At 45.2% G+C, this 21,098-nt stretch carries 18 protein-coding genes; 15 read left to right on the forward strand and 3 right to left on the reverse strand.

Features of this window, described 5'->3' with window-relative positions; translation table 11 throughout:
- Window positions 1-73: 73 nt before the first annotated feature.
- A complete protein-coding gene (locus tag MsAg5_RS07830) occupies window positions 74-481 on the reverse strand; it encodes an acyl-CoA thioesterase (protein WP_338100069.1) in 408 nt (135 codons plus the stop codon).
- Between the two features lie 862 nt (window positions 482-1,343).
- Between MsAg5_RS07830 and MsAg5_RS07835 the strand changes: the two genes are divergently transcribed.
- From MsAg5_RS07835 to MsAg5_RS07870, 8 genes are all read left to right on the forward strand, one after another.
- Window positions 1,344-2,840: a 2-isopropylmalate synthase gene (locus MsAg5_RS07835; protein WP_338100173.1), complete on the forward strand. Its 1,497-nt coding sequence runs from the start codon at window positions 1,344-1,346 to the stop codon at window positions 2,838-2,840.
- A gap of 285 nt (window positions 2,841-3,125) precedes the next feature.
- Window positions 3,126-4,838, forward strand: a complete 1,713-nt coding sequence (locus MsAg5_RS07840) for an acetolactate synthase large subunit (protein WP_338100070.1) — start codon at window positions 3,126-3,128, stop codon at window positions 4,836-4,838.
- Window positions 4,839-5,354 carry an acetolactate synthase small subunit gene (ilvN, locus tag MsAg5_RS07845; RefSeq protein WP_338100071.1) on the forward strand — a complete coding sequence of 172 codons (516 nt, stop codon included), beginning with the start codon at window positions 4,839-4,841 and terminating at the stop codon, window positions 5,352-5,354.
- A 350-nt stretch (window positions 5,355-5,704) separates the two neighbouring features.
- Window positions 5,705-6,712, forward strand: a complete 1,008-nt coding sequence (gene ilvC / locus MsAg5_RS07850) for a ketol-acid reductoisomerase (protein ID WP_338100072.1) — start codon at window positions 5,705-5,707, stop codon at window positions 6,710-6,712.
- 310 nt (window positions 6,713-7,022) lie between these two features.
- Window positions 7,023-7,238: a hypothetical protein gene (locus MsAg5_RS07855; RefSeq protein WP_338100073.1), complete on the forward strand. Its 216-nt coding sequence runs from the start codon at window positions 7,023-7,025 to the stop codon at window positions 7,236-7,238.
- A gap of 301 nt (window positions 7,239-7,539) precedes the next feature.
- Complete coding sequence (locus tag MsAg5_RS07860) at window positions 7,540-8,325, forward strand: hypothetical protein (RefSeq protein WP_338100074.1); 786 nt, start codon at window positions 7,540-7,542, stop codon at window positions 8,323-8,325.
- Window positions 8,318-8,791, forward strand: a complete 474-nt coding sequence (locus MsAg5_RS07865) for a hypothetical protein (RefSeq protein WP_338100075.1) — start codon at window positions 8,318-8,320, stop codon at window positions 8,789-8,791. The genes MsAg5_RS07860 and MsAg5_RS07865 overlap by 8 nt, the downstream gene beginning before the upstream one ends.
- Before the next feature lie 156 nt (window positions 8,792-8,947).
- On the forward strand, window positions 8,948-9,580 hold the full coding sequence (locus tag MsAg5_RS07870; RefSeq protein ID WP_338100076.1) for a hypothetical protein: 633 nt from the start codon (window positions 8,948-8,950) through the stop codon (window positions 9,578-9,580).
- 19 nt (window positions 9,581-9,599) lie between these two features.
- Here MsAg5_RS07870 and MsAg5_RS07875 read toward each other — a convergent pair whose 3' ends face one another.
- The gene (locus MsAg5_RS07875; RefSeq protein WP_338100077.1) at window positions 9,600-10,487 is read right to left on the reverse strand and encodes an NAD+ synthase; all 888 of its coding nucleotides are present in this window, start codon (window positions 10,485-10,487) and stop codon (window positions 9,600-9,602) included.
- A 518-nt stretch (window positions 10,488-11,005) separates the two neighbouring features.
- On the opposite strand from MsAg5_RS07875, the gene MsAg5_RS07880 reads away from it, so the two are divergent.
- The 3 genes from MsAg5_RS07880 (at window position 11,006) to MsAg5_RS07890 (ending at window position 15,520) form a co-directional block, all read left to right on the forward strand.
- Complete coding sequence (locus MsAg5_RS07880; RefSeq protein WP_338100078.1) at window positions 11,006-13,519, forward strand: CDC48 family AAA ATPase; 2,514 nt, start codon at window positions 11,006-11,008, stop codon at window positions 13,517-13,519.
- A gap of 210 nt (window positions 13,520-13,729) precedes the next feature.
- Complete coding sequence (locus tag MsAg5_RS07885; protein WP_338100079.1) at window positions 13,730-13,993, forward strand: PRC-barrel domain-containing protein; 264 nt, start codon at window positions 13,730-13,732, stop codon at window positions 13,991-13,993.
- Window positions 13,994-14,464: 471 nt separating this feature from the next.
- On the forward strand, window positions 14,465-15,520 hold the full coding sequence (locus tag MsAg5_RS07890) for a methyltransferase domain-containing protein (RefSeq protein WP_338100080.1): 1,056 nt from the start codon (window positions 14,465-14,467) through the stop codon (window positions 15,518-15,520).
- 122 nt (window positions 15,521-15,642) lie between these two features.
- On the opposite strand, the gene purB is transcribed toward MsAg5_RS07890, so the two are convergent.
- The gene (purB, locus tag MsAg5_RS07895; protein ID WP_338100081.1) at window positions 15,643-16,995 is read right to left on the reverse strand and encodes an adenylosuccinate lyase; all 1,353 of its coding nucleotides are present in this window, start codon (window positions 16,993-16,995) and stop codon (window positions 15,643-15,645) included.
- Between the two features lie 208 nt (window positions 16,996-17,203).
- On the opposite strand from purB, the gene MsAg5_RS07900 reads away from it, so the two are divergent.
- The 4 genes from MsAg5_RS07900 (at window position 17,204) to MsAg5_RS07915 (ending at window position 21,058) form a co-directional block, all read left to right on the forward strand.
- Window positions 17,204-17,812 (forward strand): hypothetical protein, encoded by a 609-nt coding sequence (locus MsAg5_RS07900; protein ID WP_338100082.1) that lies wholly within the window; start codon window positions 17,204-17,206, stop codon window positions 17,810-17,812.
- Window positions 17,813-18,197: 385 nt separating this feature from the next.
- Window positions 18,198-18,347 (forward strand): 50S ribosomal protein L40e, encoded by a 150-nt coding sequence (locus MsAg5_RS07905; protein WP_338100083.1) that lies wholly within the window; start codon window positions 18,198-18,200, stop codon window positions 18,345-18,347.
- Between the two features lie 7 nt (window positions 18,348-18,354).
- Window positions 18,355-19,110: a phosphoglycerol geranylgeranyltransferase gene (locus MsAg5_RS07910; RefSeq protein ID WP_338100084.1), complete on the forward strand. Its 756-nt coding sequence runs from the start codon at window positions 18,355-18,357 to the stop codon at window positions 19,108-19,110.
- A 160-nt stretch (window positions 19,111-19,270) separates the two neighbouring features.
- Complete coding sequence (locus MsAg5_RS07915) at window positions 19,271-21,058, forward strand: ATP-binding cassette domain-containing protein (RefSeq protein WP_338100085.1); 1,788 nt, start codon at window positions 19,271-19,273, stop codon at window positions 21,056-21,058.
- Window positions 21,059-21,098: the final 40 nt, after the last annotated feature.

Below are 21,098 nucleotides of genomic sequence, written 5' to 3' on the forward strand. Positions count from 1 at the left end.
AAAATTGATAAAAACGGAAGAATAATAACAGAAAATAAAAGTAAAAAAGAATCAGAAACGAATCCGTTTCCGATTATTTCGGCATTTCAATCAAATGCTCTTGAAGCTGAACTTTAATATCATCCGGAATCGGCGTCGTCACTTTGTTTTTGAAATCGTAATGAACAATGACGGCGGAACCTTTCACGCAAAGGCGTCCTTCCTGCCAGGCTTCGTGGTAAGTCGTAAAGGATTTGGTCCCGATGCGGGTAATGTAAGTGCGGATTTCAACGTCGTACTGATAGAAGAGTTCGTCCAGGAAATCGAAATCGGTGTGCGCCATAATGAGCGTCCAGACGTCGTGGGACAAATTCAAATTTGGTTGAAACATTCTGAAAATCGGATTCCGGCCAAGTTCAAACCAATTGCCGAGAACCACATTGTTGATGTGGCCGAGGCCGTCGACATCGCCAAAACGTGGGGTAACAGTTATTGTAAACATAGGCTTGCTCATATTGGTGAAAAATATTTAAAGGTTTGGATGTCCGTTTTTTCAATTTAAATATAAACAGTCTGCCGACAAAATTTTTTATATAATTCATGAAATTTATTCACATTTTTCATTCAACTCAAGCAAAAAACCGGCAAAATCAGACGCGTTGCGTCTGTATTTTGCAAAAAACCGTTATCCGGATACATTTGAATTTAAAAATTGGATGGTATCTGCAGGTGACTGTTTTAAAATTACAGATTGCACCTACAGTTAACTATTTTTAGATTTCAGTTTGCACCTGCAGTTCACTAGTTTTAGATTCAACTTGCACCTACGGGTGACTGTTTTTAGATTGCAGATTGCATCTTCTGTTTCCAATAAGACACATATTTCCTAATCTGATTTGCATCTTCTGTTCACTATTTCTAAACTGTATCTGCTCAGTGGTATCCGTAAAATACAAACGCTATCGCGTTTGATTTTACGGGATGGGGTGCTTGGGAAGTTGGAACAAATGGAATCAAACTTTTGCGACCGAAGGGAGCTGTTCGCGAAGCGAACTTACGGAAACAGCCTCCAACCGCCATTGAAAAATTCCTAGCGAAGCGACGGAATTTTTCAGCTGATCTTACGGGACGGTTTGCTTGATATTTACAAAACCGACCCATCTTTTTAAAAACTCGAAACAAAAATGAGCGTCATAACGCGCGCGCACGCTGCCCGCCACAAAAGACAAAACTAAACAAAAAAATCAGGCAAGATAATGATAAATCGTTATAGATATATGAAAAATTATATAACTGATTAGGGATTTTCTAGTTTCGCAAAAACTGTGTTTTTGCCTATTTGTCAATGAACCATAAAGAAGGGGATTCCATTATTCGAAAAACTCAGCATCCTTGACACCACACTCCGTGATGGTGAACAAACGCCCGGTGTGGCGCTTTCGACAGACGATAAAATAAAAATCGCAACGGCTTTGGACGATTTAGGCGTCACGATTATTGAAGCCGGCTCGGCCGTCACGTCCGAAGGCGAACGCGCGGCGATTAAAGCGGTCTCGGCCCTTGGCCTTTCCGCCGAAATTTGCAGTTACTGCCGCATGAAAAAGGAAGACATTGATCTGGCGCTTGCCTGCGACGTCGATTCCGTTCATCTGGTGGTTCCGTCTTCTGCGCTTCATATTGAGATGAAGCTTCGAAAAGACATTTCCAAGATTGAAGATCGGGAATCTGTTCTTTCCATTGCGGGAGACGTTGCAGAATATGCCAAATCGCACGGCCTGATTGTCGAATACAGCGCAGAAGACGCATCGCGCGCCGATTTAAAATTCCTTAAGGAATTGTATAAAACAGGCGTCTCACATCACGTTGACCGTTTATGTTATTGTGATACTGTCGGTATGTTGACGCCGGAACGGGCGTTTACGATTTTCTCGGAACTCGCGTACAATGTGGGGGCGCCGCTCTCGGTGCACTGCCACAACGACTTCGGTCTCGCGACCGCCAACACAGTGGCTGCTTTGCGCGCCGGCGCGGCCGAAGCGCACGTGACCATCAACGGAATCGGTGAGCGCAGCGGAAATGCGTCGCTGGAAGAAGTGGTGGTCCAGCTGGAACACTTGTACGGCAAAAAAACCGGCATCAAAACTGAGAATTTATACAAAGTCTCCCGCCTCGTGAGCCGGCTCACCGGCATTCCGGTGTCGCCCAACAAAGCGCTCATCGGCGGCAACTCTTTTACCCACGAAGCCGGCATTCACGTTCATGATTTGGTGAAAAATACGGCGACATACGAGCCGATCAGCCCCGAATTCGTCGGACGGGAACGCAAAGTCGTTCTCGGAAAGCATGCGGGAACCAGTTCCATCGAATTGGCCCTCAAAGAACTCGGATTCTCCGCCGAGAAATCTCAAAAAGAAGAGATTTTCGCCCGCGTCAAAGAGATCGGCGATCTCGGCAAACATGTGACGGACGCCGATTTGCAAACGATTGCCGAAGCCGTCCTGGAAATTCATCACGACCCGGCTGTCCGCTTAAAAGCGTTTACGGCGGTTTCCGGAAGGCCGTCCATTCCGATGGCTTCCGTTGTTTTAGACGTTTTCGGAAAGGAAACGATTTGCGTCGATACCGGCGACGGCCCGGTGGACGCCGCCATCCGCGCCATCCGGCAAGCGGTCTCATCCGTCGGCGACATTGTTCTTGAAGAATACCACGTCGACGCCATTACCGGCGGCACCGACGCTTTGGTCGAAGTCATGGTCAAGTTATCCAAGGACGGCAAAACAGTGACCGCCCGCGGCGCCCGGACCGACATTATTGAAGCTTCTGTCGAAGCGGTCATTAACGGGATGAACCGGTTGGTTTGACGGCTCAGCCCGTCAACAACCCACCACCCCGGAAATGAATTTTTTTGATTTTGAGCAGCGGATATTTTATCCGTTCGCGTTTTTCAAACCAAAAAAAATTCACAAATAAAAATGAGTGACAAGACTCATATAAAATAATCCCGTACAGATTGACCTATCATATTTCCAAATGATTCGTTCAAACAAACAATTATCAAAATCATTTCCAAATAAATAAAAATTTAAAATACTGAAAATTAAAATTTCGATTTCATGAAACAATTGATTGAATAATAGGAGATTTTTATGAAAAAAGAATCGACAGAACGAATGAACGGTGCCAAAGCGTTCATCGAATCTCTCAAAATGGAAGGCGTGGATACCATCTTCGGCTATCCGGGCGGCGCCTTGCTTCACATTTACGATGAGATATTCGGTTGCGATTTGAACCACATCCTGGTGCGGCACGAACAAGCGGCAGCGCACGCCGCTGACGGTTATGCGCGCGCGACCGGAAAAGTCGGCGTGTGCCTGGCAACCTCCGGCCCCGGCGCCACCAATTTGGTGACCGGCATTGCGAACGCGCACATGGATTCCATCCCGATCGTGGCTTTTACGGGACAAGTGGGCAGTTCCCTCATCGGAAACGACGCCTTCCAAGAAGCCAACATCACCGGAATCACACTTCCGATCACGAAACATAATTATTTGGTTCAAAAAGCGGAAGATATTCCGAAAACCATCAAAGAGGCCTTTTTCATCGCGGCGACCGGCCGGCCCGGCCCGGTTCTCATCGACATCACCAAAGACGCGACGATGACCGAGACGAAATTTTCGTATCCGGAAAGCGTGAATTTGCGCAGCTACAAACCGACCGTTCGCGGAAACGCCCAACAAATTAAAAAAGCGGCGGAACTGATCGCCAACGCCAAAAAACCGGTGATTTACGCCGGCGGCGGCGTTGTGCTTTCCAACGCGTCGTCCGAGCTGTATAAATTTGCGGAAACCATCAACGCGCCGGTGACGACAACGCTCATGGGCATGGGTGCGTTCCCGACAACGCATCCGCTCTTTATCGGAATGCCCGGCATGCACGGCACAAAATACGCCAATTTCAGCATCCAAGATTCCGACCTCCTCATTGCGGTCGGCGCCCGGTTTGATGACCGTGTGACCGGAAAAATTTCTTCCTTTGCGGCCGGCGCCAAAAAGATTCACATCGACGTGGATCCGGCGGAAATTTCCAAGAACGTGAAAATCGACGTCCCGATCGTCGGCGACGCCAAAAATGTGCTGACAGCGCTCACACAGACGGTGACCGAAAAGATCACGGCCGGAAAAACCGAAGAATGGCTCAAGCGCGTCAACCAATGGAAAAAAGAGTATCCGCTCGGCTATTTGGACGACGGCTCCACCATCAAACCGCAGTTTGTGATTGAAACGTTGTCCAAAATCGCACCCGACGCCATCGTGGCGACGGAAGTCGGCCAGCACCAGATGTGGACGGCGCAGTATTTCCAATTTAAAGAACCGCGCAAATTCGTGACGTCCGGCGGTCTCGGCACCATGGGATTCGGCCTTCCGGCCGCGATGGGCGCCAAAGTCGGCTGTCCGGACCAAATCGTCCTGAACGTCGCGGGCGACGGGTCGTTCCAAATGAATTCACAGGAATTGGCCACGCTGGTCACGCACGATATCCCGGTGATTTCCGTGATTTTGAACAACGGCTACCTCGGCATGGTACGCCAGTGGCAGGAATTGTTCTACGACTGCAAGTATTCGCACACCGATATCATCGACAGCGTCGACTTTGTGAAGTTGGCGGACGCTTACGGCGCTCTGGGCATGCGCGTGGAAAAGAAATCGGAACTGGAAGAAGCTGTGAAGCGGGCCATTAAAGAAGGCCGGCCGACGGTCATTGACGTTCGCGTGGACCGGAAGGAAAACGTGTTCCCGATGGTTCCGGCCGGGGCGTCCATTAACGAAAGGATAGATGAAAGAAAATACGGGGGCAAATAAATGTCCGACATGAAGAATTATACGTTGTCCATTTTGGTGGAAAACCACTATGGTGTGCTGACACGTGTGGCGGGACTCTTTGCCCGGCGCGGCTACAACATCGACAGTTTGGCGGTGGGCGTCACGGAAGACCCATGCGTTTCCAGAATGACGATTGTGGTCCGCGGCGATGATTCCGTCATCGAGCAAGTGATTAAGCAGCTGTACAAGCTGATTGAAGTCATTAAAGTGGTGGATTTGAGTTCGGAAGAATATGTCGACCGCGAGCTGGCCCTCATTAAAGTGGCGGCCAACAAAGAAAACCGCGCCGAAATCCTTCAAATTGTGGAAATTTTCCGTGCGAAAGTCGTCGACGTCGGCGCCAGTACCATGATGATTGAAATCACCGGCAGCGGCGAAAAGATTTCCGCGTTGGAAAAGCTTCTCAAACCGTTCGGCATTAAAGAGCTCGCCAGAACCGGTCGCGTCGGACTTCTGCGCGGCACAAAAGACGTCGGCAAGGCGCGGGAAGAATAAAGGGGAATTAACGACGGGGTCAAAAGTATATGAGATGGAACTTTGTTGTACAACAAGAAAGAGCAGATTACGTCAGAATTGAAAACCGTAAAGACAAAATAATAATAATGGCAGTATGGGGCATAATGGTCCTTTTTTTTATTATTGCTGCAATTAGCCGTAGCGATGCAGTATTAATGGCTACATCGTTCATATTATTATTTGCAATTATTATTACGCTCATCTTTGGCGTGAAGATTTTATGGCGAAAGTACGTTTACGGCTAATTAGTGGAACATATCCATAGAATAACAGGCATAAATCTAAAATATATAATTCATTTAATTCACATTTCATTAGGAGCTAAAAATATGGCAAAGATGTATTATGACAAGGACGCAGATTTGAATGTTTTGAAAGGCAAAACCATTGCTGTTATCGGATACGGTAGCCAGGGTCACGCCCAAGCCCGCAACCTGAAAGACTCCGGCCTCAACGTGGTCGTCGGTCTTCGGGAAGGCGGTTCCGGCTGGAAGAAAGCGGAATCCGACGGCATGAAAGTCATGACCGTTCCGGAAGCTGTGAAAGCGGCCGACATCGTTCAGATCTTGGTGCCGGACGAAACCCAATCCAGACTTTACTATGCTGAAATCGAGCCGAACCTGAAAAAAGGCGCTGCGCTTTGTTTCTCCCACGGCTTTAACATCCACTACAACCAAATCACCCCGAGAAAAGACATGGACGTCTTCATGGTCGCCCCGAAAAGCCCGGGCCACATCGTCCGCCGGACATATTCCGACGGTATCGGCGTCCCCGGCTTGGTCGCGATTTACCAAAACGCATCCGGAAAAGCCATGGACCTCGGCCTCGCTTATGCCAAAGGAATCGGCTGCACCCGCGCCGGCGTTTACGAAACAACCTTCCAGGAAGAAACCGAAACCGACCTGTTCGGCGAACAAGTCGACTTGTGCGGCGGCGTTGCCAGCCTCATGAAAAACGCGTTTGAAGTCCTCGTCGAAGCAGGTTACCAGCCGGAAATGGCTTACTTTGAAACCGTTCACGAACTCAAATTGATCGTCGACCTCATCCATGAAGGCGGCCTTGAACGCATGTGGTTCTCCGTTTCCAACACCGCCGAATACGGCGGCATGACCGTCGGTCCGACCATCATCAACGAAGAATCGAGAGAAGCCATGTACGAAGCGCTCGCCCGCATCCAAAACGGTGAATTTGCCAAAGAATTCATTTTGGAAGGCATGATCAACCATCCGGTTTTGAAAGCGATGGAACGCTACGAGAAGGAACTTGAAGTCGAAAAAGTCGGCAAAGAGATCCGCTCCAAGATGCCGTGGCTCAACAAAGGCATTGATTCCGACTGATTTTTTTATTTGGATTGATTGAAAAATCAATCTTCTCTTTTTCTTTTTTTGCGTTTTTCTCTTTTTTCGTTTTTTTGGCGGGCAGCGGGCGCGCGCGTTATGGCGATGGCTTTTCTTTTGGATTTCGAAAACCGTTGGTGGTTTTTTTGTTTATTTTTCTTTTAATTTGAGAGTCGCTTTTTTCATAATTCCAAACAAACCACCCCGCTTAAACAGATGCCTTTGGCGTCTGTTTAAGCGGATATCGCAACTGTTGGGATTGGAATAGCTGACAGCAGGTGCAGATTGGAACAAGTAAATATGTGTATTGTTGGAAACTGAAAGGTGCAAACAGGAACAAGAAAAACCTGTATTGTTAGAAAACAGAAGATGCAAAGCGGTACCAAAAAAACCTGTATTGTTAGAAAACAGAAGATACAAAACGGTACCAAAAAAACCTGTATTGTTAGAAAACAGAAGATACAAAACGGTACCAAAAAAACCTGTATTGTTGGAACAGAAGATGAGAAATGAAAATAGAAAATGAGTCAAAAAAACTCATTTCGTCACTTTTTCAACATCAAACAGCCCGGCATTTTTTGCTTGTGTTTGGCGCGCTCAATTCTTCCGAGAATTGCCACTGCTTTTTTTAATCACTTGTTTTTTCTTTGGTATTTATTTCAATTAAAAAATAGATTTATTATAATTATTTTTTTAAAATTATAAAGAATTTATAATATATAAATAAACGACGATAATTAATTTGCTACTTAAATTCACACGGGGGTTGAATATGTAAAGAGAATTTAAGCAGACAAAAAACAAAAATGGAAAAAAGGTGAACAAAAATGGCTTTAAAACAAATATTTTTTGTAACTTTAATTCTATCGATAATTCTAATTTTGACATCTCCTGCTTTTGGAGCAGACATTAGAGACCTTTATAAAGACACTCACACCGAAGAGGAAATACAAAAGATTATTGATACCGCCAGTCCTACAAAACCCGAAGTATTTTCTAATTATTCAAAGAGTAATAAAGAGAATGTTTTGGCCGTTTATGGCGAAATTCCTGTAAAAAAGGGAGGAACTGAAGCATATGAATGGTGGCTGTCAATTAGTGATACAGTAATATCAATTTCAAACGACCAAGCTTTAGGAAAATATCATTATATGAATGGCGGATTCATTACAGGATATGGACCTTATAGTGAAGGGTTTATTACTGTAAAAATCGACCCAGAACAACGAAATAAAATTACTGAAAAAGATTTGAGCGAAATAAAAAATATTGTTGACCAATATGCTGAAAAAAATGGAATAAACAACGCACCAATATTGATTATATGTGAAGATATTCCAAGAATTTCCTCTGAAAATGAAAGCAACAAAAAAGATGAATTATCTTTGATAATTGCACAAACCGACCTTTACAATGATTCCTATAGACCTATCATTGGAGGAACAAAAATAACCCGTGAATTTTCAAACGGCAGTACAAATTATGCAACTATTGGTTATGCTGTACGGTATGTAAACAACTCAAGCAAAACAGGAGTTGTAACCGTTGCATTTGATAGATTACCAGCCTGCTTCGATGTATCACCCAACAACATCAGGTTATTTTATGGGTAATCCAACGTTTATTACACCAAATGCCACAGATAGCACCAGTAATATCGATGCTATATTTGTAGAATATTCAAACGTTAGTGCCAGTATCCATATAGGAAACAATACAATCAGAGCTGTAAATGATGCTAGATACCAGTTCCCCTCTAATCAACAAATACACAGGTCCGGAATAGCAACAAAAAACACCGTTGGAACATATGGAGGTTATTGGATGGATCAGATAGAATTAGGTGGAGATGGACCTATTGTACACAGAATGGACTTTATTTACCAAAGCAATAATTCACAAGGGGGAGATAGCGGAGGACCATTATATACAATAGATGAAGATAATACGCTATCCATCTGTGGTATTACTTCACAACATGCAACTCTTGATGATGGAACTCCAATCACAATGTTCGTAGCAGTTGAAGAAATACAGTATCAGCTTGGAGTTATGCCATTGACGAGATCAGGAACTTAATGTTGATGAAAAAGAGAGATATGATAAAGGCATCATTATCCCTCTTTATTTTTTAATTACTTTAATATTTCAAATCACCTAAAAACAAAATCAGATAGTTATTGAATGATGCTAATTCATCAAAATAGGACTCATAAATAAGGAGGGAGAAATGAAGTGAATTTAAAATCAAATTTGGTTGGAATATTAATTTTAACAATGATCTTAAGTCTGATTTCCCCTTCGTTAGGAACTGACGTACAACAATACATTGATTCATTTGGCCCTATGAATCCTAAAGATTTTGAAAAATTCTCAAATAGGCATAGTGAAAATATCCTTACCGTTTATGGAGAAGTTCCCGCAAAAAGCAAAGGTGAGGAATCATATGAATGGTGGCAGGCACTAAGCAATACAATCGTCTCAATTTCAAATGACCAAGCATTGGGAAAATATCATTACATGAATGGCAGATTTATTACAGGATACAGCCCCGATCGTGCCGGATACATAATCATTGCAACAGATCCGGAACAACGAAATAAAGTAACTGAGCAGGATTTAATTGAAATAAAAAATATTGTTGACCAATATGCTGAAAAAAATGGAATAAATAATACACCAATAGTAATATTAAGTGAAGAATATCCAAAATTTTCAAATAATGAGCCGGAAGAGAAAAATGAAACAAATGAAAGTGAAACGCCCAATAACAGCAGCAATTCAATTCCAAGTTTTACATTAACAATGTGTCTGCTTTCAATTGCATTTATAATCGGAATCAGTTACAAATCAAAACAAAAGAAATGAGCCAAAAAGGCTCAATACATTACTTTTTCAACTTCAAGCAGCCCGGCATTTTCTGTTTGTGTTTGGCGCGCTCAATTCTTCCGAGAATCGCCGCTGCTTTTTCTTTGGAAAGCCCGGACTTTTTGACCAATTGTTTTTCTTTTTTCTTGCCGATTTTGCCGCCCTTCTTGCTTTTTTCAATCATCAGCAAAAAGGCGTCCAATTCTTCATACGAAATCCCAAGATCCGCTTCATCCGATTGTCCTTCAAAGAACCCGGCAGACGGCGTTTTTGTGAGAATATTTTCCGGCAAACCCAAATGTTTCGCAAGCAATCGGACTTCCGTTTTGTAAAGGCCGGCAATCGGCTCGAAATCGACGCCGCCGTCTCCGAATTTTGTGAAATAGCCGGTGACGAGCTCCGTTTTATTTTTCGTTCCGATCACCAACAAATTGTTTTTGTTGGCAAAATTGTAAAGAAGCGACATCCGAAGGCGTGATTTTAAATTGCCGTCAAAAATATAGGAGGCGGAGTCAGATCCGGATTTTGATTCAGAATCGGAATCTGAGTCTGTTTCACTTCCGGATTCAAATTCGGCCGCGACAGATTTGGCAGACTGGAAAACGGGATTCATATCCACTTTTTGGAAATGGAATTCAAATTGACTGTTGAGAGACAGCGCGTCGTTTAAATCGGAACGGTAAGAACTGCCGGTATGAAAGAAAAAACAGAAAACATTCTCGGGACCGAGCGCTTTTGAAGAAAGCGCGGCGACGACAGCTGAATCGATGCCGCCGGAAAGTCCGAGAACAACGCCGGTAGCATTGGCTTTTTGGACGGTTTTTCGAATAAAAGAAACGATTTGCTTTTCCGCGGACGCGGCGTCAAAACGGTCCTTCATTTTTTGGTTGGCGGAAATCAGAGTCATAAAGGAAAATTGGGCTTGTTGATTCTAATAGTTTTCTAAGAAAAAATCAAACCAAAAAAATAAAAAATTGAATCGAAAAAAATGAACAAATGGAGTTCGTACAGGATTCAGATTTCAGATTGCATCTGCAGGTGACTGTTTTGATTACATCTACTGTTGCTGTATCCAATCATTTCATCGGAATCCGAGAAAATCAAACGCAAAGCGTTTGATTTTTCGGGATGGTTTGCATGATATCAAAAATGAAATGCCCTATCCATTTTTGAACTCAATATGAAAATGTGTCGCTATAACGCGCGCGTCGCCCAGCCGAAAAAAAGACAAAAACAGGAGAAAACGAAAACTCGACAAGAAAATGCCGAAACGGTAAAAATGACCAAGTCAATAAAGAAAATTTATAACCGATAACGGAATGTATACAGTCATCGACTGCAATAGTTTTAAATGAATCAATTATTATTTACTTCATATTTTATTTTGAATTAAATTCACACACTTCAACTCAAAAGCGGGATTTTATGGCGAGAACTGACAAAAACACGGAACGGATCGAACTGGTCCGGTATGAAAAAGAATCCAATGAAAACGGAGGAAACCGGACGCCGGAAAAGGAAGCCGTCATTGAAAAGAAGGAACCGGCGGTCAAGGGGCCGGAAATTCAATTGGGCGTCGAAAAAGTTTATCCGACCGACGACTACGGCAAAGGCATTATTCCGCTGACCAGCGACATTATGGAACAGCTCGGCGTTTCTGTCGGCGAAGCGGTTGAAATCGAAGGCGAACGCAAAACCGTGGCCCGGGTTTGGAAGGCCAACATTTTGGACGGCGTCGACGATTCCGTCCGGATTGATACGTTTATCCGCTACAATGCCAAAGTGTCCGTCGGCGACCGCGTGACCATCCGAAAAGCAAAAGCCGTTCCCGCCAAAAAAATCACAATTGCGCCGCTGGAAGGCGAAAAAATTTCCCTCACCAAAGAAATTGAGGACAATATCAAATACAACATCCGGGAACGCTATCTTGTCAAGGAAGACATCATTCCGGTCCGAAAAGATTTGCTGCCGCTGGCCGAATTCTTTTCCGAGCCGGAGATGAAAAAGCAAACGATCGAATTTATGGTGACTCAAGTCACGCCGTCGAAAGCCACCGTCCTCATTACAAACGAAACACAAATCGTTTTTGAGAAAAGCGCCGACGGATTCCGCAAAAAATACATTTCCTACGAAGACATCGGCGGGCTTTCCGGCGAACTTCAGGAAATCCGCGACGCGGTCGAGCTGCCGATGAAGCAGCCGCGCCTCTTTAAGAAATTGAAAATCGACCCGCCGAAAGGTTTGATTCTTCACGGCATCCCCGGCACCGGAAAAACCATGATTGCGCGCGCCGTCGCCGACGAAATCGGCGCCAACTTCTATTATGTCGCCGGCCCTGAAATCGTGCGCGGCGGCTACGGCCAAAGCGAAGAAATGATCCGCAACCTTTTCCAAGACGCCGCCAAAAATGCGCCGGCAATTATTTTTATCGATGAAATAGACTCCATCGCGCCCAAACGTGAAAACTCAGGTGAAGTCGAGCGCCGCATCGTTTCTCAGTTGCTGACCGTGATGGACGGCATGATGGACACAACCCAAGTCTTTGTGATCGCCGCAACCAACCGCCTGCACACGATTGATCCCGCTCTGCGCCGCCCCGGCCGTTTCGACCGGGAAATTGAAATCGGCGCGCCGGACCAAGCCGGACGGGAAGAAATTATCAGCATCCATACGCGGTTTATGCCGTTGGACGGCTCGCCCGCGCTTCGAAAAGCGGAAACGGCACTGAGAGAAACAAAACAAAAAATGATTGCGGAAAACAACGGCGTCGACGATCAAATCGATAACGATGAGAACATCGCCCGCCTGACGCAAAAAATTGCCGTCCTTCGGGAAACGTATGAAGCGGACAAGAAAACACTCTTCAAAGAGTTGGCGGTTCGGACGCAAGGATTCGTCGGCGCGGATTTGTCGGCGCTGGCGCGCGAAGCGGCCCTGTTCGCGATCAAAAGAATTGCGCCCATCCTTGATTTGGATGAAAAAATTCCGGACTCGGTTTTGGAAGAATTGGTCGTCACCCGCGACGACTTCGAACAAGCCTTGAAAAAGAGCGAGCCGTCGGCCCTTCGTGAAATTTTCGTCGAAATTCCGGAAATTTCATGGAACAACATCGGCGGTCTCGACGACGTCAAGCAGCAAATTATCGAAACGGTCGAGTGGCCGCTCAAATTCCCGGAAAAATTCACCCGGATGGGCATTGAGCCGCCGACCGGAATTCTGCTTTACGGACCGCCCGGTACCGGAAAAACGATGCTGGCACAAGCCGTCGCCCACGAATCGGAAGCGAGTTTCATCAGCGTGAAAAGCACGGAACTGCTTCTCAAATGGGTCGGCGAATCCGAAAAAGCCATCAAAGAGATTTTCAGAAAAGCTAAACAAGCGTCTCCGACCATTATTTTCTTTGACGAAATCGACGCCTTTGCAACCATCCGCGACGGCAGTTCCACCGGAACGCGCTCGGTCGCCGAAAGCACGCTCAACCAAATGCTGGTTGAAATGGACGGCATCGAACGCCTCAAAGACGTTTTCATTATTGCCGCGACCAACCGCCCCGAAATTTTGGATCCGGCCTTGTTGCGCCCCGGCCGCCTCGACCGTTTGGTTTACGTCGGCGCGCCCGATTTGCCCGGCCGCAAAGCCATTTTTGAAATTTATTTGAAAAACACGCCGACCGCCCGGGACGTCAACATCGACGACCTCGCGGACATGACGGAAAGATACACCGGCGCCGACATTGAAGCGGTTTGCCGGGAAGCTGTGATGACCGCGCTGCGCAAAAACTTCGACGTCGACATCATCAAAATGGACGACTTCAAAGAAGCGCTCAACGTTGTCAAGCCGACCGTCACCGAAGACCTCAGCGATCAATACAAGATGATTGTGGACTACATCACCGGAAAAGATTCGCCGGACGACGATCATTCCATGGCTTACAGATAAAAGCCGGGCGGACGGAAAATAAACGTCGATCATCCGGCAAAAAAAGACGGATGAACGCAAACAGATGAAAATATATATAAAACAAAAGCGATTTATCATATCCATAGAAGAATATATTTTGAATATATTATTCAAAATAATAATCGAACTCATTGCAATTGAATTTTCACACAATTCAACAAAAAGTTAAACCCATTCAGAGGAAATAAAATGAAATATTACGCCAAAACCCTTCTGGACAACAAGCAAGTCATGTCCACCGACGCCAAAGAACTCGGAACGCTTGATGACATTTACATCGACGCCAAAACCGGAAACATTACCGAACTCGTGATTTCCCCGAGCGACGCGCTCGATGTGACCAAATACAGAAAGGAAGAAGACTACATTTTAGTGCCGTTTTCCGCTGTCAGCGCCGTGAAAGACTACATCATCGTCGACAAAGACAAAGCGAAATCTTTCATCGCCAAATAAACAAAATCAAAAAAAGGATTTCATTTCCTTTTTTCTCTTTTCTTTATTTTTGTATTTTATTTTTCGTTTTTATTTCTGATTCACAAATCTTATTCTGTTTATTTTTGGCGGCCGTCGCCGCGCGCGTTATAGCGACACGTTTTTGTGAATCGGCAAAAACCGGATTTGGTTTTGAATTGTTTCATTCAATTTAATTACAGATCGGTTTTGTTGCTGTTGCCCATCCCGGAAGTTCGCCCGCAAGTTCAGACTTTTCATGAGCGAAGCGAATGAAAATGTCTGAACTTGGCGGAAACCGCTAGAAAATAAGATGTAAGTAATTGACAGATTCTGATTGCACCTGCAGTTGACAGGTTCCGATTGCACCTGCTGCATATAATAAATCTCAATCGTTTTGGCAAAATGGAAGGATTTTATATTTTATCCGCCAATTTAAATTAAATGGAATTTCCATGAAAAGGAGACGGTTTTATGGGTGACATTAATGAAAACATCAAAGAATATTACGGCAAAGTCCTGCAAAGTACAGCGGATTTGAAAAGCAAAGCCTGCTGCTGTTCGCCATCTTCCGCATCTAAAGAAGTCAAAGAAACGCTGACCTTGATTGCGGACGAAGTGGCTGCCAGATATTACGGCTGCGGTTCGCCCTTACCGCCGTTGCTTGACGGCATGACGGTTTTGGATTTGGGTTGCGGCAGCGGCCTGGACGTTTACGTCGCGGCCAAACTCGTCGGCGAACACGGAAAAGTGATCGGCGTCGACATGACGCCGGAGCAGCTTGACGTCGCCCGAAAATACGAAGACGAGCAGCGTCGGCGGTTTGGTTACAGCAAATCCAACACACATTTCATAAACGGCTACATTGAAGATTTGCGTTCGGCCGGAATTGAAGAAAATTCCGTTGACGTTGTCATCTCCAACTGCGTCATCAACCTCTCACCGCACAAAGAAAAAGTGTTTGAGGAAATCCGGCGTGTCTTAAAACCCGGCGGAGAACTTTATTTTTCGGATGTGTTCGCCGACAGGCGCATTCCCGATCATTTGGCAACCGATCCGGTCTTGCGCGGCGAATGCATTGGCGGTGCAATGTACGTTGAAGATTTCCGCCGCATGATGCAGCGGACCGGTTTTACAGATTTCCGTTACAAATCCATCCGGAAATTGGATCTGGACAATGAAGCCATCATCGAAAAAATCGGTTTTGCAAACTTTACGGAGCGGACGGTCCGAGCCTTTAAGTTAGATGATCTGGAAGATATTTGCGAGGATTACGGACAGGTTGCCGTTTATACCGGCAATATCCCCGACTACCCGCATTTCTTTGATCTGGATGATCACCACCGCTTTTTCACCGGCAAACCGCTCTTGGTTTGCGGCAACACAGCGTCCATGTTGGAAAATACGCGCTACGCGTCTGCGTTTAAGATTATCGGCGACCGTTCGACGCATTACGGCGCTTTTGACGGCTGCGGAACTTCAAGCGAAGACGATCGGCCGGATAATGGCGGCGGTTCATGTTGTTGCTGAAATAAATTGACCATCGTTTTTGAAAAATCTAAATGAAAAAGTGTCGCCGTAACGCGCGCGCATGCCGTCCACCAAAAAAAGAAAATAGAAAAAAACAGAAATAGAAAAAAAGGCAAAATCAATCAGATTTTGCCGGCGTATTTTTTCATCAACTTTTTGTTGAGATTTTCCACTTGAGGAACAGCCGTTCCAATGTATTTGTACGGGTCGACCAAGTTCTCAATGTCATCTTTTGTTAAGATGGCAGCCACATCCTTGTTTTCCAAAAGAACGGTGCGGAAGTGTTTCTTTTCTTCAACGGCTTTCATGGCGGATTCGCGGACAAGCTCGTGCGCTTCCTGACGGCCGACGCCGCGGTTCGTGAGCTCGATCATGATCGCTTCGCCCATGTTGAGACCGTTCAAAAGATCCAAGTTTTTCTTGATGCCGTCGTGGTTGAAACGGAGATTTTCAAGCACATTGATGCCGAGATTGATGATGTGGTCCGTTAAAATGGTACATTCCGGGAAAACAATGCGTTCGGACGACGAGTTTGTGAGGTCGCGCTCATCCCAAAGCGTGTTGTTGAGCAGTTCGGTTTCAATGAACCCGCGAACGATTCTGGCGAGACCGCAAATCTGTTCCGACTTGATCGGATTGCGCTTGTGCGGCATGGTCGACGATCCGACTTGTTTTTTGCCGAATCCTTCTTCCAGTTCCGCAATTTCACTGCGCTGCATGGACCGGATTTCAACGCCGATTTTGTCGAGTGTTGTGACGACGTTGCCCATCCACATCACGAATTCGGCGTGGCGGTCGCGCTGAATCAGCTGGTTGGACACATCAACGGAGCCAATGCCCAAGTATTCCATCGTTTTCTTTTGAACCTCAATGCCGTGCGTGCCGAAAGCCGCTTGCGTGCCGACGGCGCCGGTCAGTTGGCCGACCAAAAGGCGCGGCTTGAGTTCGGCGAGGCGGTCGATTTGGCGGTCCACTTCAGACGCCCAGATCGCAAAGCGAAGACCGTAAGTTGTCGGAACGCCGATCTGTCCGTGCGTGCGACCGCAACAGACGGTGTTTTTGTGTTCGTCCGACAGGCGGACCAAGACTTTCAAGAGGCGGAAAAGTTTGTCTTCAAAAATGACGACAGCGTCTTTGAATTGAAGCGCGGTCGCCGTGTCCAAAATATCGTTGGACGTCGCCCCGAAGTGAACCCACCGGCCGGCGTCGTCGGCGCACTGTTCGGAAATCGCCTTCACCACCGCCATCATGTCGTGGTTGATTTCGCGCTCGATTTCATCGACGCGTTCCCATTCGACCAACGGAAGTGCTTTTTCGATTTCAATGGCGGCGCTTTTCGGGATCATACCCAAATCGGCTTCGGCTTTCGAGAGCGCAATTTCAGTTTCGACCAACGTTTTTAACCGGCGTTCCTGAGACCACACGGCTTTCATTTCAGCAGTTCCGTAACGGAACTCAATCGGATGAATCGGCATAATTTTGACTCCATAATAATGTCATAAATTAAAGGAATGAGATCAAATTGAAAAGAATAATAATAGGATAATCTGAGTAGTGGAAAATGAAGAATGTAGTTTATAAATTTAATGAATTTGCTAGCCAGTATAAAATTCACAAATCCATTTTATTACCCAAAGTCACAAGTCCACAAAGTTCAAGAACTTTATAGAAATAATCGTAAATATGTTTCTTGATTGGATAATATCTACATTTAATTTATTACCTTATGACGATCAAAATGCAGCAGCATATTATAATTTTTTGTTGGCTATTACTACATTTTTATTCTTTTTAGCGACATTGGGAACAATTGTTCTTTCGTATCGTACATCAAAAACAGCCAATAAAGCATTGAAAATTGCAAATGTTGAACATATCACCAGTGAAATTCAATTTTTAGAAAAGAAAATAGAAATGGAAAAAGGAGAGTTGAATTACTTATTAAATAATAAAGAATACTTTGGAGATATTTTGGATCATGGGATTTTCACTCATGAAAATGAAGTTCATTTACAACTGGATGTTGAGAGAGTGTTATTAAAATTAGAAGATATGCGTCATGATAGCAGAAATTTTTATTTATACAATTATAAAACTGGGACAAATCCATTAGACAGTATTTCAGAAATCATGTACTATTATTCGGATTATTTTAGTGCAAAAAATTTTTCGAATTTGATTGATGAGTTATATAACTTAACAAGCGATGAAATCAATACATTAAAGAAAAACATACTTGTTAATGAAAATAAGTTGGAAAAATTAAATTTAAAAAAAGAAAAATTAGAATGATTTTGTCATTTTATCATTCACCTTTTTCTAATATACATCATCAGAGGAGCAATGTAAAAGTGTACCATAACCCTAGTATATCTTCTGATTAATATTTTGTTGTGCGAAAGAACTCTCAATTATTGGATTCTCTAAAAATAATTAATGATTTATTACAAATTTTTATCATTTTACACAACTTGGACTTTTCCACAAAGCTGCAAAAAAGAAAGGATTTAAATAATTTGGATTCGGTTTTCATCCTTCTAAAAGGGGAATTAATCCAAAACTATTATATGTATTAAGTGCAAGTTTACATTCCTTTTTATCAATTCGAATCAAGCGGCGATTTATGAAACCGCCTCTTTCCGATTACATTTATCAAAAATAATATCAGGTGAATTTTATGGGAAAATTTCCGGAAGCTGAAGAAAGATTATTGAAAAAGAAGATCTGTATGAAATGTAACGCCCGAAACTCTATTCGTGCAACCCGTTGCAGAAAATGCAACTACCCGAACCTTCGCTTAAAATCAAAAGACAAGAACGGAGCATGATCCGAAAATGACGGTGGAAGACTATCTCTCGGAAGTCATTCAAAGGGATGGCGTTGCCCATATCACTTTAATCGACCCTGCCTCCCAAAAACCGGAAGAATCCGTCCGGTTGGCGGTTGCGGCGGCGGAAGGCGGCACAGACGCCATTATGCTTGGCGGATCGACCGATGCCGGCGGCAACCTTTTGGACCTCACGGCCAAAATGATCAAAGAGAAAGTCAAACTCCCCATCATTCTTTTCCCCGGAAACACAACCGGGTTTACAACAAACGCAGATTGCGTTTTGTTCATGAGCCTTCTCAACTCCCGCGACCCGAATTACATTGTCGGGAACCAAGTTCAAGGCGCGTTCACCCTTTATAAAGTCGGCATGGAATCCATCCCGATGGCGTATTTGGTGTGCGAACCCGGCGGCACCGTCGGCTGGGTCGGAGACGCCAAGCTTCTCCCCCGCAAAAAACCGGAACTTGCAGCGGCTTACGCTTTAACCGGAAAATATTTCGGCATGCGGTACACGTACCTTGAAGCCGGATCCGGAGCGGACTCCCCGCTTCCGCCGGAAATGATCGGAACCGTCAAACACGTCTTAAAAGACAGCGTTCTCATCGTCGGCGGCGGTATTCGCGACGGAAAATCCGCAGCGATCTGCGCCAAAGCCGGTGCGGATATCATTGTAACCGGAACCGTCATTGAAAAAGCAGACAATGCTAAAGCATTGACGGCTGAGATTGTTCAAGGCGCCAAAGCCGGTAAAAAGGCTTAAAATCTTAATTTATTGATTCATTTATTTATTCTAATCCTTCGGCACTTTTGCCGAAACTTTTCTTTTTTATAACGTCAACGTTTCATGGTTTTGAGATTCATCGAATGTCAGAGATTCATGGAAGACGTGACAATGATATGACTTGTCGGAGGCCCCGAGCGTGCTGAAAGTATCTCAATTGGTGAAAGATTATCAAACAGCTCACGGAAAAAAACGTGTTTTAGACGGCATTACCTTCTCCATATACGACGCTGAAATTGTCGGCATCACGGGAAAAAGCGGCGCCGGAAAATCGACTCTTTTAAAAATTCTGCGCGGCGCCGAACCGTTCGACGGCGGTAAAATTGAAATCGGCGGGGAAACCGTTCTGCCGGACAGCGGCAAAGAAGGCGAAAAGATTCTGCGCAAAGCGACCGCGATTCACCTGCAGCGCAATTTCGGCTTGTGGGGCGGCCCGGCTATTGAAAATATTATCCGCCGGCTGAATTACCATTTGGTCGGCACCGAAGCGCTCCCGCTTCCCGACCATTACACATACCCGGAACTGTACGATGAAGCGATGGAAATTTTAAAACTGGTCCACCTCGACAAAAAAGCGCTTCACTCCACAGACCAGTTGAGCGGCGGCGAAAAGCAGCGCCTTGTTCTGGCCCGCCAAATCGCGGCCAAACCGCAAATTCTTCTTTTGGACGAACCGGTGACAATGACCGGCCCCGACACCAAACAGGAAATTCTGGACGTCATTTTGGACCTCAAGAAAAAATTAAACATCCCGATTTTGGTCGTGTCCCACCTGCCGGAAGTTCACGCATATATTGCCGACCGATTGTTGTTTATTGAAAACGGCAAAATCGCCAAAGAAGGCGACCCGGTCACCGTTCTTCAATATTTCCTCAAAGACATGGCGCAAAAGGAGCCGATTTCGGAAATCACCGAACAAAAAAGCTGCATCCATGTCCGCGACGTAAAAAAGAGATACAGTCTCATTCGCGTCGGGGAAGTTCTCAACATCGAGAATTTGACTTTTGACATTTTTGACAAAGAAATCACCACGCTGGTCGGCAGTTCCGGCGCCGGCAAGACGACCGTTATGAAAATGATGGAAGGCATGATTCCGCCGACCTCCGGATTGATTGAATTTTTGTACCGCGGAAACGCCGACTTGGCCAAAATAACCGGTCAAAACAAAGCGAAAACGGAATCACAAACTGCCGGCGAAAATTGGATTGACATCGGCACGTACAATGAAAACCGGATTTACCTCCGAAGCGCCATCAGCATCATGAACCAAGAGTTTTCCATGTCGGTCAACTCAACCGTCCGCGACCAAATCCGGTTCCGCTTGAGCATGAAAACACGGCAGGCCGTCGATTACGCCAAACAAAAGGCGTCCGAGCTCGGTATTTCATCACAGCTGTTGGATATCATTTACCGGATCCCGGACATGTCCACGGAAGAAAAAGACAAAGTGATGAACGAAATCGGTCTTCCCGACAATATTTTTGCGGAACTGTTCCCGATCATCCCATCCACCGACGTCGACAAATACGCGGCGCCGATTTTTAAATCTTTGGACCTTCCGCTCGAGATTCTGGACCAAAAACCGGACGAGATCAGCGGCGGCGAACACGTGCGCGCGTTTATTGCGCTCAGTTTGGCAACGTCTCCCGACTACCTCTTTTTGGACGAACCGTTTGGGGATTTGGACCCGGTCACGCTGCGCGACGTCACAAACGCCTTAAAGCGCATCAACAAAGACTTCGGCACCACCATCGTCTTGGTCAGCCACCACATGGATTTCGTCAAAGAAGTGTCCCACCGCGCCATTTGGATTGAGAAAGGGCAAATCGTCATGGACGGAAAAGCCGATGCGGTTTGTATGTCTCTGATTCAAAAGAGCAACGCCAAATATCTGGATTTTGATATTGAAAAATTAACAAAACAATGATTTTGAAAAATTGAATTCAAAATCATTCACTTCTTTTTTA

The sequence above is a fragment of the Methanolapillus africanus genome, from assembly GCF_032714475.1.
Taxonomy (GTDB): Archaea; Halobacteriota; Methanosarcinia; order Methanosarcinales; family Methanosarcinaceae; genus Methanolapillus; species Methanolapillus africanus.